Below are 18,320 nucleotides of genomic sequence, written 5' to 3' on the forward strand. Positions count from 1 at the left end.
ATTCACTGACGATGCTCAAACCGATGCCGATGAAAAAGCTTAGCGAAATTTTTGCAGAACTGCTCAGAGAGAAAGGAATAAACAAAATAGGCATGCTTTCGAAAAGATACAGAAAGTCGAGGAATAAGCTCCAGGACATAGCATTGGATGTTCTTGAAGGTAAGGGAGCTATAGTTGAAGTTGATGAACCCACAGCAATAGCTTGGGACTTAAGCGGAAGACGAACAGGGGAAGCAAAATACGCCTATGCCCCATCGTGCATAGCAAAGAAGTTTAAGGTGGTTATTTCTCCCGGAGATTTAAGAGCGAGGCTTCCAAATGATTGCCCCTACTTTATAATCGACCTCATGCACTGGGAAAAGCACACAGAAAAGGAAAAGAATAAGGTTGCCCTTCAGGCTGCTCAAAGCTATGGTGTTTTGAGAGATTACCTCTGGAGCGAGCTTTTAGCGTTAACATGGATCAACGAAGAGTTTAAAGAAAAAGCACATTTTCCTCTTGACAGAGTTACTGCTTATGAAGGTCCGACTGCAGAGTTTTTAAAGGAGAAGGGTATTGATGAAGTTGTTCTCCTCGATCCGAGAGCTGAGGAGGTTTTAAGCGAAGAAGACTTCAGTGTTGGTGCCTTTATCATTGGGGGAATTGTCGATACCGGTGGAACTAAAAAGGGAACAACTGCGAAGATTGGGGAAGCCCTTGAGAGTGAGGGAATCAAAGTTAGGAGGAGGAAAATTGTCCTTAGAGGAGACATTATTGGAGTTCCAGACAGGATAAATCACATACTCAAAATCCTCCTTGAGATGCTCGTAGAAGGCAAAAGTATGGAGGAAGCCATTCTTACAGTGCAGTCACCGTTGCATGCAAGGTGGAGACTGAGAAAGGAACTGCCAAAGCACAAGAGGAGATATCTGATAGACGGCAGGAAGTATCTGGTTGTTGAGAAAGAGCTCTTTGATGAGTATTCGAGATGGCTCAACATACGGTGGGAGGACTTCGTGCAGGTTTTAAGAGAACTCAACTTTGTTGCCCTTGAGAGAAAGAGAATACATCATCTCAACAAGATAGCGGTAGCGAGAATTATCAATGGAAAGCTTTACAGGGTTATTCTGCTGAAGAGAGCGGCTTTGCTGTGTTATAATTGTTAAAATGAAAGAAAATCAAGCAAAGAACAAAATCACGGCATCTCCCACAACTGCCGTCTCAACCTCTTCCCCTTCACTGAACACTGCCTTCCTGAGCACTATGTCGTCCTTGCTGAGCTCGACCTTTTGCCCTTCAACTTCAAACTCCACCTTTCCGCTCTCTTTGAGCGCCTTTGAAACTTCCTCAGCATTTTGCTTGAGGTATGCAACAATCTTTGGAACGAGCTTTCCATATCTCGGTCCTACAGTTCTGAAGTTTGGCTTAATCTCGACGATTCTTTCCTCAAGCTCAGGCTCACCTTTTACAATCTCTAACTTCTCAATGTTCATTGTTCCTGCAATGTCTTTCTCTATTGCTTTGAGCATCTCATAGCTGTCAGTTGCATAAATTGCCACGTGCTTGAGCTTTGCATTCAAAGCCAAGCCGTGTGAGTTCTTGTATCTTCTCATTGCACCGATGATCTCCCTTGCAAGCTCTCCGAGCTTTTCAGCTTCTTCATCAATTCTTGCCTCATTGTAAGCGGGCCACTCCAAGAGGTGGATGCTCTTTGCCCCAACTTTGTCCTTGAATACCTCTTGGTAGAGCTCTTCTGTTATATGTGGCACAAATGGTGCGAGCAGTAGGAGGATGTTGTAGAGCAGCTCATACAATGCCACTCTTGCTTTAAGCTTGCTCTCTTTGTCCTCTCCATAGAGTCTGTGCTTGATCATTTCGAGGTAGTCATCTGCAACCTCGTGCCAAATGAAAGTCATAAGCTCCCTTGTGAGCAGGTTGAAGCGGTAGATTTCCATCTCGTTTGTTGCGAACTTGATTAGGCGGTGAAGCCTTGAGAGTATCCATCTGTCAAGGGGTTCGAGCTTGATGTTCTTGTTTGCGTTGTAGTCCAAATCCTTGATGTGCCTCTCTGCAAAGCGGAAGATGTTCCAGAGCTTTTGGAGGAAGCGGAAGTTGTAGTCCACAGTTTCCCACTTGAACGGGTGGTCTTCTCCCGGTGGGGCTAATGCTGTCCAGAGTCTTAGGGCATCGGCCCCATATTTTGGAATCACTTCTTCTGGCGAGACAACGTTTCCATAGCTCTTGCTCATCTTTCTTCCGTCTGGTCCAGCCACCATTCCGTTGATCAGGATGTCATGCCATGGTTTCTGTCCAGTGAGAATGTAAGTTCTGAAGATTGTGTAGAATGCCCATGTTCTTATGATGTCTGTTCCCTGAGGTCTTAGAGCTGTTGGGAAGTTATGTTTGAACCACTTCTCATCCTTAGTCCATTTTGTAATAACAAGTGGAGTTATAGATGAATCAATCCAGCAGTCCAGGACGTCCCTGACTCCTTCCAAGTTAGCCGAGCCGCACTTTGGACACTTCTCTACAGGCGGCTTGTCAAATCTTGGGTCAACTGGTAAGTCCTCTTCTCTTGCCGGGATTATATGTCCACAGTCCTTACACACCCAGAATGGAATTGGAGTTCCAAACACCCTCTGTCTGCTGATAACCCAGTCCCAGTCCATGCTTTCCGCCCAGTCCTTGAGCCTTAAGAACATATCCTCCGGGAACCACCTTATCTGCCTCGCAACTTCCACAAGTTCCTCCGTGAACTCCTTCACCTTGATGAACCACTGCTTCTTGGGTAATAACTCAATTGGAGCCATACAGCTGCTTCTCTCTGTGTGTCTCAAAACGCGGTGCCTTATCTTCTCTTTTTTATATAGCAAGCCCATCTCTTCCAAGTCCTTTGCAATTGCCTCCCTTGCTTCCTCTGTCTTCATGCCCTTGTATTTACCGGCAACTTCTGTCATCCTTCCATATTCGTCAATTGCAATAATCACCGGCAAGTTGTAGCGCTTCTGCCACACTATGTCCTGCTCATCACCGTAAGTACAGTTATAGACTGCTCCAGTTCCAAAGCTTGGATCAACATCCTCATCGGCTAAGATTGGAACCTCTCTCTCAAAGATTGGGAGCTTTACCTTCTTGCCGACTAAATCTTTATACCTATCATCTTCTGGGTGTACAAATACAGCTACACAGGCTGGCATAAGCTCTGGTCTTGTTGTTGCTATTGGAATGTAGCCATTCCCATCAGCCAGTGGAAGCTTTATGTAATAGAGGAAGCCGTCCTCCTCCACATAACCTACTTCCGCTTTTGCCAGGGAAGTCCTACAGTTTGGACACCAGAACACAGGGTGCTCTGCTTGATAAAGCAGACCTTTCTTGTAGAACTCAAGCAGAGATTTCTGCACTAAAGCCTTGTATTCGTCATCCATTGTGTGATACTCCAAGTCCCAATCGGCGGAATAGCCAATTCTGATAAACTGGTTTCTCATTGCCTCAATAGCCTGCCAAGTCCACTCGATACACTTCTGCAGAAACTTCTCTGGCTCGTCCTTGCTTATGCCGAACTCCTTTTCCACTTTAAGCTCAGTTGGAAGCCCATGGTTATCAAAGCCCTGTGGGAAAAGAACGTTATAGCCCCTCATTCTCTTATATCTCGCCACGATATCAATCCATGTGTGGCTTAACACGTGACCTAAGTGAAGTGTTCCGCTTGTGAATGGCGGTGGTGTATCAATTGCATATGGGGGCTTTTTCTCATCGAGCTCATACTTGTAAATCTTTTCATCAAGCCAAAAGCGCTGCCACTTGGTTTCAACTTCTTCGGGATTATAATTCTTTGGCAGCATGTTATCAACCTCCATCAACTTTTTCAGGCATGTTTCCTCTTTCATCAGGGACACTTAAAAAGGTTAATCCCAGCAGGGGGAGTGCCGCCAGCATCCCAAGAGATCCCGCGATAAAATACGCTTTCCCGAGGCTCAGTTTCTCAGCAAAGGCACCAACCATCACATTGCTTATAGCTGTAAATCCGCTTCCGACAGTGCTCATCGCTGAAGTCACTGTTGAGCGGACTTCTTTTGGGATAAAGCTGTTCCTAAGCACTGCCATTACAGGAAACCTTGCACTGAGGGTTACCTCAAGCGCAAAGAGCAGGGCAATGCTTATAGCCAAGTTTTCAATGATACCAAGCATGGCAATCTCTGTCCCAAGCAGGACTGTCAACATTGCCGCAGTTTTCGATGTTGGTTCAAGCTTTTGGGCAATCAGACCTCCTGCAGATGTTGAGAGAAGCAGTAAAGCGAAGAGCACTCCAAGATATTCTCTGGGAAGACCGCGTTGAACCAGCAGAAGCATCCAAAAGGTGAAGAATGCTCTTGCAGTGAAGCTCAGAAAGAAAGAGGAAGCTAACAGTAAGTGAAGTGCTCTGTTCTTTCTGATTTCCCTCAACCCTCTTCTAAGCAGCTCCATATATTTTGCTTTTCTGTTGCCGCAGTTATCGGGCAGCAGAAATAGAGCTATTATCGCAGAGGCTATCGAGAGCACCCCCGCGGTTAGCACTGGCAGATTTGGAGCGACCGAGGCAAGGCAACCGCCAATAACTCCTCCAGCGAATCTCACTGGTCCTGAAATTGCCTTTAACTTTCCAAGAGTTTGCTGCACTGATTTTCTGTCGTTTAACGCATCATAGAGCCATGGAACTAATGTTCCACTTACGAGTGCCATGCCAAAACCCGAAAGTGTAGCCCCTACCAGAACTGCCGAAATGGTATGTGTGAGTCCTATGATAAGCAATCCAATACCAAAGAGGGAGCTTCCAGCGGCATAGGTCTTGACTCTACCGTGCCTGTCGGCAACTCCTCCAGTCGGAAAGTCAGTGATGAGCTGTGCAATCTCAGAAACGCTCTGGGTTAAACCTATCTCAGAAAAGCCCAGACCAATGCCTTTAAGCCATAGACTCAGATACGGGCCAAGAACTGACGAAGCCAAGGAACTTACTAATCCAGTTGCTATGTAGCGCTTTCCTAACCGGGAACATTTCGGACCGCTCTCCTGTCTTCCGATGGACGATAGGCACCACCAAAGAATAAAGATGAACTCGGAGTTTAAAAAGTTTACCTAACTCCAACGAGCCAGAATCTGTATGCATTCTTCCCTAAGTTTCTCTTCATGTCTCCATAAATTTTCACTTCACTAAAGTACTTTTCCGCCAAAAGGCGAATCTCTCTGGGGGTATAGGCATTAAGAACCTCGTGAACGTGGAAAGCTCTAATAGTGCCATTAGGCTTTAAAATTTGAACTAAATATTTCAAATGAAACCTTTGGGTTGCATTTTCAATTTCCTTCCAGCTTGTTGTTATTACTGTTTCATCTCCGTTCTTCTCTTCCCATATAGTCGGAGCTCTATCAAACTGTAAAAAACATAGATTAGACCAGTCCGCAACAAATACTCCTCCTGGCTTTAATGCTTTAATTACAGAATTGAATAATTGTTTAATTGCATTTTCATCGAAGTACATGATGCTTGAAAAGAACATCGTCACTGCATCGAATTCATTTTCAAAGTTTATATCAAGAGCATCGCCGTGGATGAACTCAATATTTAGCCCAAGCTCCTGGGCTTTTCTCCTTGCAACTCTTAGCATCTCTTCATGCAAATCTAAGCCAACAACCTCGTAGCCTCTCCTTGCCAGCTCAACCGTTGGAATTCCAGTTCCGCAAGCTAAGTCAAGAACCTTCTTGACTTCTCTTTTTGCATCATTCTTGAAAATTTCCTCAACGAAGTCTATCTCTTCTCCAACCCGCTTTGCCCTGCGTCGGTAAATCACATCGTAGTATTCAGCTAAAACGGTGTAGAGCTCATGCATAGAATCACCAAAGAAATGTGAAAAAGGATTCTTATAAATTTGAGGTAAACCTTAGGCTAAAAGTTATTAACCTTCCTGCATAATGTTAAACGGTGGTGTAAAAATGTCCCACGAGGAGCACAGGGCAAAAGCTCCCAAAAAGTTTAAATTTGCAGTTATAACGGTTAGTGACACTGCAAGTGTCGGTAAACGGGAAGACCTAAGCGGCTATTACATAATTGAAGAATTAAAAAAGGTAGGAAATGAAAACGTTTACTACAAGATTGTTCCTGATGAGAAACTTGCAATCCTCAAAGCGGTGCTTGAGGCTCTTGACAAAGCCGACGTGGTAATAACAACAGGGGGAACAGGAGTAACGAGGAGAGATGTCACAATTGAGACGATAAAACCTCTGTTCGACAAGGAGCTTGTGGGCTTTGGCGAAATCTTCAGGTTGAAAAGCTTTGAAGAAATTGGAACTGCTGCAGTGCTGACAAGGGCAACGGCCGGAATCATAAGGGACAAAGAAAGCAAAGTGGTCTTTTGCTTGCCGGGCAGCTTGAATGCTGTGAAGATCGGGGTTGAGATAATTAAGAGGGAGGCTTACCACATTCTAAAGCACGCAAGAGAATGATACAATTACACAGTTACATAATTAAATAATTCGGTGATTCAAATGCGCGAATTCAAAAAGCTCATGCCGTATAAAGAGGCATTCCAGCTTATGATTAATGACATTAATGAAATCCCAGATGTTGAAGAAGTAAGCCTGGATGAAGCCCTTGGAAGGATTCTCGCTGAAGATGTGAAAAGCCCGATAGATTCTCCGCCATTTGACCGTTCAGCAGTTGACGGCTATGCTGTAAGAGCTGAAGACACTTTCCAAGCGAGAGAATACGCCCCTGTTGAATTGGAGGTCGTAGATGAGATAACTGCAGGGATGGAGAGCAAGACAGAGGTCACACACGGAAAGGCTGTAAAGCTCATGACAGGGAATAAACTGCCGAAAGGTGCTAATGGTGTCATCATGCAGGAACAAGTAAAAAGGGAAGGGAACAAAATCTACGTATTGAGACCCGTTGCTCCGGGACAGAACGTTGCCTTCAGAGGTGAGGACATAAAGAAGGGGCAAATTATACTCAGGAAAGGACAAATACTCAGACCTCAAGATCTATCACTTTTAAAAAGCGTTGGAATAAAGAGGGTGAAGGTTAGGAGAAAGCCAAGAGTCGGAATAATTGTCACGGGAGATGAGCTCATCGAAGAGCTCGATGAAAGAGCCCTTGAAAGCGGTAAAATTTTGGAAAGCAATTCAATAATGCTGAAGGGCTTAGTTAAGCAGTACTTCGGAGAGCCAGTGTTTTACGGGATTTTACCTGACGATGAAAGCATTATCAGAGAAAAACTTGAGAAAGCTAAGAGCGAGTGTGATTTGGTTTTGATCACCGGAGGTAGTGCATTTGGAGACAAAGACTTTGCCCATAGATTCGTTAATCTGCTCTTCCATGGAACCACAATAAAGCCGGGGAGACCTGTTGGATATGGAGAGAGGGTTTTTGTACTGAGCGGCTATCCAGTTGCAGTATTTGCCCAGTTTCACCTCTTCGTTAAATACGCCCTTGCAAAGCTTGTTGGGGCAAACTTCAAGCCAGCTAAAGTTAAAGCAAGGCTGACAGCAAAGGTTTCATCAACCCTCGGCAGATATGAGTTCGTTAAGGTCTGGTATGAGGATGGAAAGGCAAAGCCAATAAGGAAAAGTGGAAGTGGGTTGATAAGCTCTTTAGTGGAGAGCAATGGATACATAACGATTCCAGAGGACAGCGAAGGCTACTTAGAAGGAGAAGAGGTTGAAGTCGTGTTTTATTAGTTTTTGTCCCTCTTTTCTATGTTGCCGAATATCTCTCTGGCATCTTCTGGAAGAAAAGATATATCTCGGAAATTCCTAATCATCTCTAAGATTTCCTTCCTTTCTCTCTCCCTTTCCTCAAATGCCTGCACAATTGCATCATCCCTTGCCCAGGGTATTAATTCTTTAATGGGGTCAGACTCCTTGCGGAGAGGAGTAGTGCCCATTTCTTTAACACCAAGAAAAATGACTGTGTTTAGTTAAATAAGGTTTTCTCTACATTTTTTTCATGATTTGGAGGTAAATTCACAAAATTTGGAAAGAATTCAAATATTGGCTTTGTGCTCGATATATGATTTAAAAGTTTAAACTTTAAACATTGAGTTCAGATTGAGAATCTGTTTTATTTTCCAGGGTTTTTAGGGCTTCTGCAAATCTTTTAATTACATCGTCAGGTGCAAATTTCTTTGGAGTTCTTTTGAGCCTTGGCTCTTTTCCGTTTATATATCCCTCAAGAACCTTTATTCCTTCCTCCCACGCCTCGGTGAAATTGTTCACAGGGTCAAAAGGCTCATCAACATAGTACCAGCTTTCAGTTTTTCTATCATAGATCATTATTACGGGGTAAACTTCATCATCTTTACAGGGGCATTCTGAGTCCACACTAACTTCTATAATGAAATCCCCCACCTCAATGTAGCCTTCTTCTTTCAGTCTCTCCTTCCACTCTTCCATGCTCTCACCAACTTATGAAAAAGTTTTCATAGATTTAAGGCTAACGCTTAAAGGACTGATTGCTAAATTGGTACGGGGGTGAAGAGATGAGGATTATAGCAATAACAGACATCCATGGTAATGAAAACAAGGTGAAATGGCTTGTAGAGAAGATAAAGGATGAAAAATTTGATGTTCTTCTTATAGCCGGAGACATAACGCATTTTAAAGGCAGAAACAGCGCTGAAAAAAGTTTGAAGTACCTTTTGGAACTTAAAAAGCCAGTGTATGCTGTAATGGGAAACTGTGATGGCAGAGATGTTTTGGATTTGCTTGAGGAACTTGGAATAAATCTCCACGATAAGAGAATTGAAATTAATGGAATTGGAATTGTGGGATTTGGTGGTTCAAACATAACTCCCTTCTCAACAATCTGGGAGTTCCATGACGATGAAATCTGGGAGAGCTTAAACAAAAACTACCGTGATGGGGACATTTTGCTTATGCATGTCCCGCCTTACAAAACAAAAGTTGATAAGACATTTACTGGGCTTCACGTGGGAAGCAAAGCTTTGAGAAAATTCATAGAGGAGAAACAGCCTCCTTTAGTTATCTGCGGCCACATTCACGAAGCGAGGGGAGTTGATGAAATTGGAAAGACGCTTATAGTAAACCCGGGTCCTCTTTTCAGAGGACATTATGCCGTGATTGACATAAATGAAGGAAAGAAGGTGAGCATAACACTATACTAACCCCTTCTCCTTCAGCACTTTCTCCATTCTGTCCATAGCTTCCTCAAGCTTCTCGTAAGCTGTTGCATAGCTGATCCTTATATAGCCCTCTCCAGCCTTTCCAAAAGCACTTCCTGGAACCACTACAACTTTTGCCTCCTTGATCATTAGCTCGCTGAACTCTTTGCTCGTCAGTCCGGCGTCTTTTATGCGTGGGAAGATGTAGAAAGCACCTTTGGGCTTGACTGTTGGCAGTCCCATTTCATTTAAGCGCTTCCAGACCATCTGCCTCCTTCTGTCGTATTCCCTGCGCATCTCCTCAACAGCCCTCCAGCTCCTCTCGTCTCTCAGAGCCTTAGCGGCTGCATACTGAACAAACGTTACGGGACAAGTTGCATTGTACATCTGAAATCTAACCATCTTCTCAATAATCCACTCTGGAGCAGCGACGAAGCCAAGTCTCCAACCAGTCATTGCAAAAGTCTTTGAAAAGCCGTTTATTGTGATGGTTCTCTCAAACATTCCATCAAGGGAGGCAATGCTGTGGTTCCTAACGCCGTCATAGACAAAATACTCGTAAACCTCATCGCTCAAAATAATCAAATCATGCTCGACTGCAAAATCTGCAATCTCTTCGAGGTCTTTTTTAGTTAGAACTGACCCAGTTGGGTTGTTTGGGCTATTGAGTATCAGAGCTCTCGTTTTTGAAGTTACATACCTCTCAAGCTCATCAACATTCAGGCGAAATTCATTTTCTTCGTAAGTCGGAACTTCCACAGGCTTTCCTCCGGCTAAAATCACAGCGGGAGCATAGCTGACAAACATCGGTGAAGGCACTAAAACTTCATCTCCATCCTTAAGAAATGTTGCAAAGCCCATCAGTAAGGCTTGATTAGCGCCGACAGTTATCATAATTTGCGTTTTAGGGTCTGCATCAATGCCATTATCCCTCTTCAGCTTTTCAGCGACCGCTTCTCTAAGCTCTGAGATCCCAGCATTAGGGCTATAATGCGTTAGCCCCTTGTCCAAAGCTTCTTTTGCATACTCCTTGATATGCTCTGGCGTATCAAAATCAGGCTCTCCGATTCCCAATGAGATTATTCCCTCAATACCCTGAGCCAAATCAAAAAGCTTTCTAATTTCAGAAGGATTTACACGCTCTAATACATCACTTAGCGCCATGAGAATCACCAAAATGAACTCAGCTTTGAGATTTATAATTTTGCCGCTGTAAAATATTCGATTTAAGGAAAATAGAGTCGAAAAATTACAAATAAACAGCAAACTTCTCCAAAACCAGCACGTCAAGCTTTGCATTTCTGAACGTTCTCAGCGCATCCTCAGGTGAGCAAACTATTGGCTCACCATGCATATTAAATGAGGTATTCAGCACGGCGCCAACCCCACTCTGCTTCTCAAAGTGCTTAATTATGTTGTAATACGTGTGATTATCCTCTTCCTCAAGGGTCTGGGGTCTTGTTGTGCCGTCAACATGGACAACTGCTGGCGCTGTTTTTATGAACTCCTCTGTGGCATAGTAGCTCATTGTCATGAACTTGTTTGGATATGGGTCAACCAAATAATCCCCAATCCTCTCCTCTAAGATTGTAGGTGCAAATGGCTGGAAGACATCTCTCCTCAAAGCCAAATTGAGCTTTTCTTTAATACTTTCATCTCTTGGGTCTGCTAAAATAGAGCGGTTGCCTAAAGCCCTCGGTCCGAACTCCATTTTTCCTTGGAAGAATGCAACAATTTTTCCATCAATTAGGGAATCAGCTACAAAACCTGAAACAGCCCTGATTTCCTCATACTTGACTCCTTCCTCTCTCAAAAATTCCTCAATTTCATCCTCAGGGTAAGAAGGACCGAGATAAACGTGTTCCAGCTTAAATGGCTTCCATCTACCATCCAATCTTTCAAGCTGTGATTTAACATAAACCGCAGCTCCAAAGGCTAAACCGCCGTCATGCATGGCTGGAAACACCCACAAATCTGGGAAGTGCCTTCTTAAAACCATGTTTGCTTTAACATTCTGTGCAACACCGCCGGCATAAGCCAAGGGTACTCCATGCTTTGTAAGCTTAAGCCCAAGTTCATCTACAATTTTTTCCAGATGCTTCTGAGCTGATGCCGCTATCTCAATGGCTTTCTGTTCCAATTTTCCGCTGAGTTGTCCCTTCTTTAAGTTGGCAGAAACTTCCTTAGCTTTTTCAAATGGAAAACCGAAAAATTCAGCCAGCTTTTTAGTTGCCTCAATTCCAACGACTTTGAGATGGTTTTCGAAGGTTAAACCATTAAGCTCAATTATCGCGGATAAATCATAGCTCGGCTTTCCATAAGCTGCCAGGCTCATTACCTTGCCCTCATGCCTCATAGGCTTAAATCCCAAAAGCTCCGTAACTGATGCATAGAAATCCCCAAGGGAATCGAGATAAGTGGACTGGGCAATCTTAATCATCTCACCATCTCTGCAGATGTAAATTGATGAGCTTGAGCCATCTCCAGCGGCATCTATGCTTAAAGCTAACGCCTCTCTCCAGCCGGAAGTGAGATAAGCTGAGGCTGCGTGAGCAAGGTGATGCTCAACATAGAGAACTTTTCTCTTGAAATCCCTCCCAAAAATCTTCGCTAAGTTCTTTTCAAGCTCCAAAAGACGGGAGCGCTTTCTAAAGATGCCGGCAATCACAATGAGTTCAACTTCATCTGGAGTTACATTCCCCATTTCAAGCACTTTAAGAACACTTAATTTTGGAAAGCCGCGGTAATGCTTAATTCGATTAAGTCTCTCCTCATTAACTGCATAAATTTCTCCATCTTTAATTAAAACAGCTCCAGCATCATGGCCGTCATGAATTCCAAGTATCATGATAACTCACCAAGAGAAAAGAAAAAGACGAGTTCAATAAGTTCTTGCAAACCTTGCAATGAATTTTGCATCCTTCCCACAGTGAGCGCACTTTTTGCCTTCAATTTTTGCCTCTTCCTCTGGATATGGAATTCCAAGCATCTTTGCATCAAGGATTTCTTCCATCTCAAGTCCACAGCTTTCTTCCCCACACCACGGGATTTCAACGACCCCTCTTCTGTCTTCAAAGACTTCTTTTGCCTCTTCAAGTGTGTCAACCCTCTTAATGTGGCTGTCGAGAAACTCTTTAGCTCTTGCATAGAGGTTATCCATTATTGCATCAAGCGTTTCTCTGACCTTTTCAATGAGCTCAGCTCTCTCAACTGTGAACTTCTCAAGGGTGTCTCTTCTTGCGAGCACAGCCTTTTGTCCTTCAACATCCCTCGGACCAACTTCAATCCTCAGTGGGACTCCCTTAAGCTCCCAGTCATAGAACTTCCTTCCTGGCCTTATGTCCCTCTCATCAACATGAACCCTTATTCCAGCGGTTTTAAGCTCCTCGGCAATCTCTCTTGCATATGCAAAGACATCATAGGGCGAGTCCTTCTTTGGAATTGGAACTATAACCACTTGAATTGGTGCGATTGTTGGTGGGAGAACCATTCCTCTATCGTCGCCGTGGACAGCAATGACCGCGGCTAAAAGTCTCTCACTCATTCCATAGGTTGTCTGGTGGACATATTCATGGGTTCCATCTTCTTTCTCATACATTATGTTGTATGCCTTTGCGAAGTTCTGCTTGTAGTTGTGCATCGTTCCTATCTGCAGAGTTCTCCCATCGGGCATTACAACCTCCGCACCGAGGGAATAATAAGCTCCCGGGAACTTGTCCCACTCTGGCCTCTTTGAGACTATGTAGGGCAATGCAAGCTTCTTAGCCAAGTTGTCAAATATCTCTAAGTCCTCTTTTATCTGCCTCTCGGCATCTTCAAAGCTGTCATGAGCTGTGTGGGCTTCAAAGAACCTGCTGATTTCTCTAACTCTAATCAGTGGTCTTGTGTGCTTTGTCTCGTATCTGTAAACATTGACAATCTGGTATATTTTGAATGGTAAATCCGCATGAGAGCGAATCCAAAGCGCGAACATTGAATACATGGCTGTCTCGCTTGTAGGTCTGAGAATCAATCTCACATCTAAAGGATCGTGACCTGCATGAGTTACCCAAAATACCTCTCCCTCAAATCCAGCTATGTGTTCGGCTTCCTTTTGGAATTCGGTTTCTGGAATTAACGCTGGGAATAGGACTTCTTGATGTCCAGTCCTCTCCATCTCCTCATGGATGAACTTTTCAATGTTCCTCATTATCCTAAGGCCATAAGGCAGCCAGATGTTCATTCCCTTTACTGGATACCTTTTATCTTGTATTCCAGCTGTTTCAATAAGCTCATTGTACCACTCGCTGAAGTTGTTCTGCCATTTGTTTCGCTCTACCTTCATAACACCACCTACCCCTTAAGACTTCAGAAGAAGTTTTTAATTTTTCGCTTTGAATCAAAAAGATTTATTAGCTCGTTTCGATAAACGTCTAAAGGTGATAGCATGAAACCGAAAGTGGCTGTATTGTTCAAGATGAAAAGCAAACCACTGGAAGAACTCAAAAAATACTGTGATGCCGATGTTCTGCTTTACCCTAAGAAAGAAGATCTCATGGAAGTAATCCACCAATACGACGGCATTATAATATCACCCCTTAACAAAATTGATGCTGAAATCATCGAGAAAGCTGAAAGGCTTAAAGTAATAAGCTGTCATTCAGCGGGATATGATCACGTTGATATTAACGCAGCGACAAAAAAAGGCATCTATGTCACTAAAGTGAGCGGAGTCTTGAGTGAAGTTGTTGCGGAGTTTGCAATTGGCTTAATGATTGCCCTGCTTAGGAAGATAGCCTATTCAGATAAATTTATCAGACAGGGAAAATGGGAATCTCCAAAACTTGTGTGGAGCAGCTTTAAGAATATTGAAAGTGTTTATGGCAAAAGAGTTGGAATTCTCGGCATGGGAGCAATTGGAAAAGCGATAGCAAGAAGAGCCAAAGCATTAGGGACTGAGATACTGTACTGGTCGAGGAGCAGAAAAGAAGACATAGAAAAGGAAGTTAATGCAAAATATCTGCCCTTTGAGGAGGTTCTCAAGCAGAGCGACATCGTTGTTCTGGCACTTCCAGCAACAAAAGAAACGTACCACATAATTAACGAGAGAACACTCAAGCTCATGGAAGGCAAGTATCTTGTGAACATTGGTCGCGGCGTTTTGGTTGACGAAAAAGCTGTGATTAAAGCTCTTAAAGAAGGAAAGCTGAAGGGTTATGCGACAGATGTCTTTGAGAATGAGCCAGTTCAAGAAAGTGAATTATTTGAGATAGAATGGGAAACGGTTTTAACACCCCACTATGCGGGCTTATCAAAAGAGGCAATGCTTGATATGGGCATTCAGGCGGTTAAAAATCTGCTGAAAGTTTTCAAAGGCGAAATACCGGAAGATTTAGTCAATAGAGATGTATTAAAAATTAGACCAATTGAAAGCATAAAGATGCTGTGAGGTGATAGTATGGAGCACCTTACTAAAGAGCTCAAAGAGATAACCCAAATTCCAGGGATTTCTGGATATGAAGAGAAAGTTAGGGAAAAGCTGATTGAGTGGATTGAGCCTTTTGCGGATTATAAGGTCGACAGAATAGGGAATCTAATAGTTGAGCTCGGAGAAGGTAAGGAGAAAGCAGTTTTCATGGCACATATAGATGAGATCGGGCTTTTAATTACGGGCATAACAAACAACGGGAAGCTTAAGTTCAGAAAAATCGGCGGAATTGATGACAGACTCTTAATTGGAAGGCACGTTGATGTGATAACGGAGAATGGAAAGCTTGACGGGATTATAGGGGTTACACCAGTTCACCTCAACCTCGAGAGGAAGTTTGACACAATTCCCTGGCATGCATTGGAGATCGATATTGGTGCGGAATCAAAGGAGGAGGCTCTATCACTGGGAGTTAAGCCGCTGGATTATGCCGTGTTCAAAAAGCACTTTGCTGTTTTAAACAAACGCTATGTTGCAACTCGCTCCCTTGATGACCGCTTTGGTGCTGTTGCACTCTTTGAGGCGATCAAAGATTTAGTTGATCATGACCTGAATGGAAAGTTCATCTTCGCCTTCACTGTGCAGGAGGAGATAGGGCTTAAGGGCGCTAAGTTTTTGGCAGAGCACTACAGCCCGGAGTTTGCCTTTGCCATTGACTCTTTTGCGTGCTGCTCCTTCTTAACGGGAGACGTTAAATTAGGCAGCGGTGCTGTGGTTAGGGCTGTGGACAACTCAGCAGTTTACACAAGAAAACTCGCAAAGAGGGTTGTTGGGATAGCCGAGAAGAACGGGATACCTCTTCAGATAGGTGTCACCGGCGGAGGGACTGATGCATCAGTATTCCAGCACAAAAGCGAAGTTCTTGCTTTAAGCGTGCCCATTAAATATTTGCACAGCGAAGTAGAGATGCTTCACTTGGATGATTTAGATGCCCTGATAAAGCTGATCGAGGCAATAGTGTTTGAGCTTTAAATCAGGGGGTGGTTAATTGCTCAGATATATCAGCTATTTCGCAGTTGGTGTTGTCATAGGAATATTAGCCGCTCTTTTCGGATTGGGCGGCGGATTTTTGATAGTTCCCACACTCAACCTCTTGGGAGTTGAAATTCACCACGCTGTGGGAACTTCATCAGCGGCTGTTGTGTTTACTTCGCTTAGTTCTGCTTTGGCATATTCCAGGCAGAAAAGAGTTCATTACAAGGTAGGACTGCTATTGGCAAGCACTGCAATAATCGGAGCATACATTGGGGCTTGGATGACCTCTCTGCTGAATCCAGCACAGCTTAAAGTGATCTTTGGCGCTACGTTAATACTCGTTGCAATTAGGATTTACCGCAAAAAGACGGCAGAGCCAAGTGAAGTTAAGCTTGAGGACGTTAAAATAAACTATAAGCTTGTTCCAGTTGGTGGATTTTTTGCTGGAATAGCCTCCGGATTGTTGGGAGTGGGAGGGGGGATAATAAACGTTCCATTCCTTGTTTGGCTTGGAATGCCAATTCACTATGCCGTTGCGACTTCAAGCTTTGCAATAGTCTTCACCGCTGCAAGCGGGGCAATTAAGCATTACATGATGGGAAACGTTGAAGCTCAGTGGCTTGTTCTTTTGGTGCCCGGGCTAATTATTGGAGCGCAGCTTGGAGCAAAAATAGCAAAGAGAACCAAGGCTTCAAACCTGAAAAGAGCATTTGCAGTGGTTTTAGCTCTATTGGCATTGAGAATGATCTTAAAAGGGCTGGGAATTGCGGTTCCGTAATCTTTAAAATTGTTCTTTTTTATTCTTTTTCATGCTTTGGCACATTTCCATAATATTCATTGGCTTTTTCATAGGCTTGTTCGCCGGGCTGTTTGGAATTGGCGGTGGTTTCCTGATAGTTCCCGTTCTGACCCTTTTGGGTTTGCCTATTCATGAAGCTATCGGAACGAGTCTGGCGTGCATCTCCATGAGTGCTCTTGCATCTGCTTATGGGCATTTGAGGCGAAAAAACGTTCTCTTTAGAGTTGTTGTAATAAAAGAAGCGTTTTCAATTCCATCTGCATTGCTTGGTGCTTATATAACCGCATTCCTAAATACGAGACAGTTAAGTGCGATATTTGGCTTTGCTTTGATATATGTCGCATACAAGCTTATTAAAAAGCCTGAAACGCCCTCAGTAAAAAGAAATGTTAAAGTTGATTATAGGAAAGTTCCAGTGATAGGGGTTGTATCTGGCTTTTCTTCTGGGCTTTTGGGGATAAGTGGTGGAATTTTAAATGTCCCGCTGTTTTACTCTCTGGGGCTTCCTATCCATTATGCTATTGGCACATCAAGCGTTGCTTTGTTCTTCACAGCATTAGCTGGGACAGTTGGTCATTATATCCTCGGACAAGTCCACTTTGACAAAGCTATATTGTTAGCTCCGGGATTAATACTGGGAGGCTTTTCAGGAGCAAGACTTGCCCATGAAATTCATCCAGAGCGTCTCAAAATGGGATTCTCGCTGATACTTCTCATAATCGCAATCAGAATGATCTTGAAAGGTTTGGGCTTTGTTGTGCCGTGAGATTTAACCTTTTTAAACACTACTTTGTTTTATCTCTCTGTAGATTATAACAAAGTGTTATTGTAGTTTTATCATTTTCGTCAGAAAATCTTATAACTCTGACAAAAGAAATTGATGAAGGTGCTCCATGAGGATTGCAAAGAGAGCATTAGGGAAGATTGTTGCGATATACATTACTGTCATGCTGATTTTGGTTTTAACTGCAGGAGTCACTGCTAATCACCTACTCAAGGAAAGAGCTAAGGATTTAGCGGCATATGGTATTGGAATGAAAAATCCAGTTCTTTATGAGCAGATAAAAAGAGAAGCAGCAGAAGAGGGTGTTGAACCTTGGGAGTATATTTATGAACACCTTCTCCTTGAAAAGTATGGTTTATCAAAAAATCCGTTCATCATGGGGATTCAGCTCCTCTTAAATAAAGGAGAGCCTTTAAAGACACAAATTGATAAAAGAAAGGAAAGAGAGCTAAGTCTTTCTCGTGCAACCCTTGTAACTCTAACTGTAATGCTGAGCTCTGTGGCATTAATTGTTGCCTTTGGAGTTATCTTTGGAATGAAGCTTGCAAATCATCCAAGACTGTTGGAGATTATAGAGGGTATAACAAGACTCTTCAATGGTTTGCCCTCTTGGTGGATTGGAGTTTTGCTGATAGTTATATTTGCTGTTAAGCTGAATGTCCTTCCTACAGGCGGTCTTTTCACACCAAAACCTCTATATGGCGTTGCATATGTTGTGGATTTGGTAAAGCATCTCATTCTTCCCATAATGACTTTATTTCTGGTATTTATTTGGGAGTTCATGAGCATAGTTGCGAGGGAAACACAGAAGGAGATGTATCAGCCCTACATACAGACAGAGAGAGCAAAAGGCATTCCAGAAAAGCTCATCTACAGAAAACACATTCTAAGGAACATTGGAATCGTGCTGAGCAGCTTTACAGCCCAAAAGTTCATGGAGATGTTTACGGATTATCTTGTCATAGATTACCTTTTTGGTTTGATGGGTCTCGGCTTAGTGCTCAAAAACTCCTTTGTAAGGGAGATAATACCAAATGTAGGTGTCCAAATCACCTTCAACTTCTACCTCTTCTTTGCAACCACCCTTATAATTGCCACAATATCTTTCGGTGTTTCTCTGTTTCTTGAATTTCTCAAAGGAGTTATAGATCCAAGGGTGAGTTAAAA

17 protein-coding genes are annotated in these 18,320 nt (G+C 43.2%); 9 read left to right on the forward strand and 8 right to left on the reverse strand.

Annotated elements, in window-relative coordinates:
* Positions 1-29: 29 nt before the first annotated feature.
* Positions 30-1,145, forward strand: a complete 1,116-nt coding sequence (gene trm10, locus TERMP_RS03570) for a tRNA (guanine(9)-/adenine(9)-N1)-methyltransferase (RefSeq protein WP_048159917.1) — start codon at positions 30-32, stop codon at positions 1,143-1,145.
* A 12-nt stretch (positions 1,146-1,157) separates the two neighbouring features.
* On the opposite strand, the gene TERMP_RS03575 is transcribed toward trm10, so the two are convergent.
* The 3 genes from TERMP_RS03575 to TERMP_RS03585 form a co-directional block, all read right to left on the reverse strand.
* Positions 1,158-3,821, reverse strand: coding sequence for a valine--tRNA ligase (locus TERMP_RS03575; RefSeq protein WP_013466991.1), 2,664 nt, complete (start codon positions 3,819-3,821; stop codon positions 1,158-1,160).
* A gap of 4 nt (positions 3,822-3,825) precedes the next feature.
* A complete protein-coding gene (locus TERMP_RS03580) occupies positions 3,826-4,962 on the reverse strand; it encodes an MFS transporter (protein WP_013466992.1) in 1,137 nt (378 codons plus the stop codon).
* 125 nt (positions 4,963-5,087) lie between these two features.
* Positions 5,088-5,840 carry a class I SAM-dependent methyltransferase gene (locus TERMP_RS03585; RefSeq protein WP_013466993.1) on the reverse strand — a complete coding sequence of 251 codons (753 nt, stop codon included), beginning with the start codon at positions 5,838-5,840 and terminating at the stop codon, positions 5,088-5,090.
* A 103-nt stretch (positions 5,841-5,943) separates the two neighbouring features.
* Here TERMP_RS03585 and TERMP_RS03590 point away from each other — a divergent pair, with 103 nt between their 5' ends.
* Together TERMP_RS03590 and TERMP_RS03595 are read left to right on the forward strand one after the other, a co-directional pair.
* Complete coding sequence (locus TERMP_RS03590) at positions 5,944-6,453, forward strand: MogA/MoaB family molybdenum cofactor biosynthesis protein (protein WP_013466994.1); 510 nt, start codon at positions 5,944-5,946, stop codon at positions 6,451-6,453.
* Between the two features lie 42 nt (positions 6,454-6,495).
* Positions 6,496-7,686 (forward strand): molybdopterin molybdotransferase MoeA, encoded by a 1,191-nt coding sequence (locus tag TERMP_RS03595; protein WP_013466995.1) that lies wholly within the window; start codon positions 6,496-6,498, stop codon positions 7,684-7,686.
* On the opposite strand, the gene TERMP_RS03600 is transcribed toward TERMP_RS03595, so the two are convergent.
* Positions 7,683-7,892 (reverse strand): hypothetical protein, encoded by a 210-nt coding sequence (locus TERMP_RS03600; RefSeq protein WP_013466996.1) that lies wholly within the window; start codon positions 7,890-7,892, stop codon positions 7,683-7,685. The two genes, TERMP_RS03595 and TERMP_RS03600, sit on opposite strands and share 4 nt — an antisense overlap.
* Before the next feature lie 145 nt (positions 7,893-8,037).
* Positions 8,038-8,400, reverse strand: a complete 363-nt coding sequence (locus TERMP_RS03605) for a hypothetical protein (RefSeq protein WP_013466997.1) — start codon at positions 8,398-8,400, stop codon at positions 8,038-8,040.
* Between the two features lie 86 nt (positions 8,401-8,486).
* On the opposite strand from TERMP_RS03605, the gene TERMP_RS03610 reads away from it, so the two are divergent.
* On the forward strand, positions 8,487-9,131 hold the full coding sequence (locus tag TERMP_RS03610) for a metallophosphoesterase family protein (RefSeq protein ID WP_013466998.1): 645 nt from the start codon (positions 8,487-8,489) through the stop codon (positions 9,129-9,131).
* On the opposite strand, the gene TERMP_RS03615 is transcribed toward TERMP_RS03610, so the two are convergent.
* From TERMP_RS03615 to proS, 3 genes are all read right to left on the reverse strand, one after another.
* Positions 9,123-10,292: a pyridoxal phosphate-dependent aminotransferase gene (locus TERMP_RS03615; protein ID WP_013466999.1), complete on the reverse strand. Its 1,170-nt coding sequence runs from the start codon at positions 10,290-10,292 to the stop codon at positions 9,123-9,125. The genes TERMP_RS03610 and TERMP_RS03615 overlap by 9 nt on opposite strands.
* An 85-nt stretch (positions 10,293-10,377) precedes the next feature.
* A complete protein-coding gene (locus TERMP_RS03620; protein ID WP_013467000.1) occupies positions 10,378-11,976 on the reverse strand; it encodes a carbamoyltransferase family protein in 1,599 nt (532 codons plus the stop codon).
* A gap of 33 nt (positions 11,977-12,009) precedes the next feature.
* Positions 12,010-13,452: a proline--tRNA ligase gene (proS, locus tag TERMP_RS03625; RefSeq protein ID WP_013467001.1), complete on the reverse strand. Its 1,443-nt coding sequence runs from the start codon at positions 13,450-13,452 to the stop codon at positions 12,010-12,012.
* Positions 13,453-13,554: 102 nt separating this feature from the next.
* Between proS and TERMP_RS03630 the strand changes: the two genes are divergently transcribed.
* The 5 genes from TERMP_RS03630 (at position 13,555) to TERMP_RS03650 (ending at position 18,318) form a co-directional block, all read left to right on the forward strand.
* Entirely contained in the window at positions 13,555-14,556 is a 1,002-nt protein-coding gene (locus tag TERMP_RS03630) for a 2-hydroxyacid dehydrogenase (protein WP_013467002.1), read from the forward strand.
* 9 nt (positions 14,557-14,565) lie between these two features.
* Complete coding sequence (locus tag TERMP_RS03635; RefSeq protein ID WP_013467003.1) at positions 14,566-15,567, forward strand: M42 family metallopeptidase; 1,002 nt, start codon at positions 14,566-14,568, stop codon at positions 15,565-15,567.
* A 16-nt stretch (positions 15,568-15,583) separates the two neighbouring features.
* Positions 15,584-16,348: a sulfite exporter TauE/SafE family protein gene (locus tag TERMP_RS03640; protein WP_013467004.1), complete on the forward strand. Its 765-nt coding sequence runs from the start codon at positions 15,584-15,586 to the stop codon at positions 16,346-16,348.
* A 31-nt stretch (positions 16,349-16,379) separates the two neighbouring features.
* On the forward strand, positions 16,380-17,135 hold the full coding sequence (locus TERMP_RS03645; protein WP_013467005.1) for a sulfite exporter TauE/SafE family protein: 756 nt from the start codon (positions 16,380-16,382) through the stop codon (positions 17,133-17,135).
* Between the two features lie 127 nt (positions 17,136-17,262).
* Positions 17,263-18,318 (forward strand): ABC transporter permease subunit, encoded by a 1,056-nt coding sequence (locus TERMP_RS03650; RefSeq protein WP_013467006.1) that lies wholly within the window; start codon positions 17,263-17,265, stop codon positions 18,316-18,318.
* Positions 18,319-18,320 lie beyond the last annotated feature (2 nt).

This window comes from Thermococcus barophilus MP (assembly GCF_000151105.2).
In the GTDB taxonomy this organism is placed as follows: domain Archaea; phylum Methanobacteriota_B; class Thermococci; order Thermococcales; family Thermococcaceae; genus Thermococcus_B; species Thermococcus_B barophilus.

What these genes read in the sequence shown, in the direction of transcription:
- TERMP_RS03600 (WP_013466996.1), bottom strand. Translation starts at nt 7,892, where the DNA reads ATGGGCACTACTCCTCTCCGCAAGGAGTCTGACCCCATTAAAGAATTA.
- TERMP_RS03605 (WP_013466997.1), bottom strand. Translation starts at nt 8,400, where the DNA reads ATGGAAGAGTGGAAGGAGAGACTGAAAGAAGAAGGCTACATTGAGGTG.
- TERMP_RS03585 (WP_013466993.1), bottom strand. Translation starts at nt 5,840, where the DNA reads ATGCATGAGCTCTACACCGTTTTAGCTGAATACTACGATGTGATTTAC.
- TERMP_RS03650 (WP_013467006.1), top strand. Translation starts at nt 17,263, where the DNA reads ATGAGGATTGCAAAGAGAGCATTAGGGAAGATTGTTGCGATATACATT.
- TERMP_RS03590 (WP_013466994.1), top strand. Translation starts at nt 5,944, where the DNA reads ATGTCCCACGAGGAGCACAGGGCAAAAGCTCCCAAAAAGTTTAAATTT.
- TERMP_RS03630 (WP_013467002.1), top strand. Translation starts at nt 13,555, where the DNA reads ATGAAACCGAAAGTGGCTGTATTGTTCAAGATGAAAAGCAAACCACTG.
- TERMP_RS03615 (WP_013466999.1), bottom strand. Translation starts at nt 10,292, where the DNA reads ATGGCGCTAAGTGATGTATTAGAGCGTGTAAATCCTTCTGAAATTAGA.
- proS (WP_013467001.1), bottom strand. Translation starts at nt 13,452, where the DNA reads ATGAAGGTAGAGCGAAACAAATGGCAGAACAACTTCAGCGAGTGGTAC.
- trm10 (WP_048159917.1), top strand. Translation starts at nt 30, where the DNA reads ATGAAAAAGCTTAGCGAAATTTTTGCAGAACTGCTCAGAGAGAAAGGA.
- TERMP_RS03610 (WP_013466998.1), top strand. Translation starts at nt 8,487, where the DNA reads ATGAGGATTATAGCAATAACAGACATCCATGGTAATGAAAACAAGGTG.
- TERMP_RS03595 (WP_013466995.1), top strand. Translation starts at nt 6,496, where the DNA reads ATGCGCGAATTCAAAAAGCTCATGCCGTATAAAGAGGCATTCCAGCTT.
- TERMP_RS03575 (WP_013466991.1), bottom strand. Translation starts at nt 3,821, where the DNA reads ATGCTGCCAAAGAATTATAATCCCGAAGAAGTTGAAACCAAGTGGCAG.
- TERMP_RS03635 (WP_013467003.1), top strand. Translation starts at nt 14,566, where the DNA reads ATGGAGCACCTTACTAAAGAGCTCAAAGAGATAACCCAAATTCCAGGG.
- TERMP_RS03645 (WP_013467005.1), top strand. Translation starts at nt 16,380, where the DNA reads ATGCTTTGGCACATTTCCATAATATTCATTGGCTTTTTCATAGGCTTG.
- TERMP_RS03620 (WP_013467000.1), bottom strand. Translation starts at nt 11,976, where the DNA reads ATGATACTTGGAATTCATGACGGCCATGATGCTGGAGCTGTTTTAATT.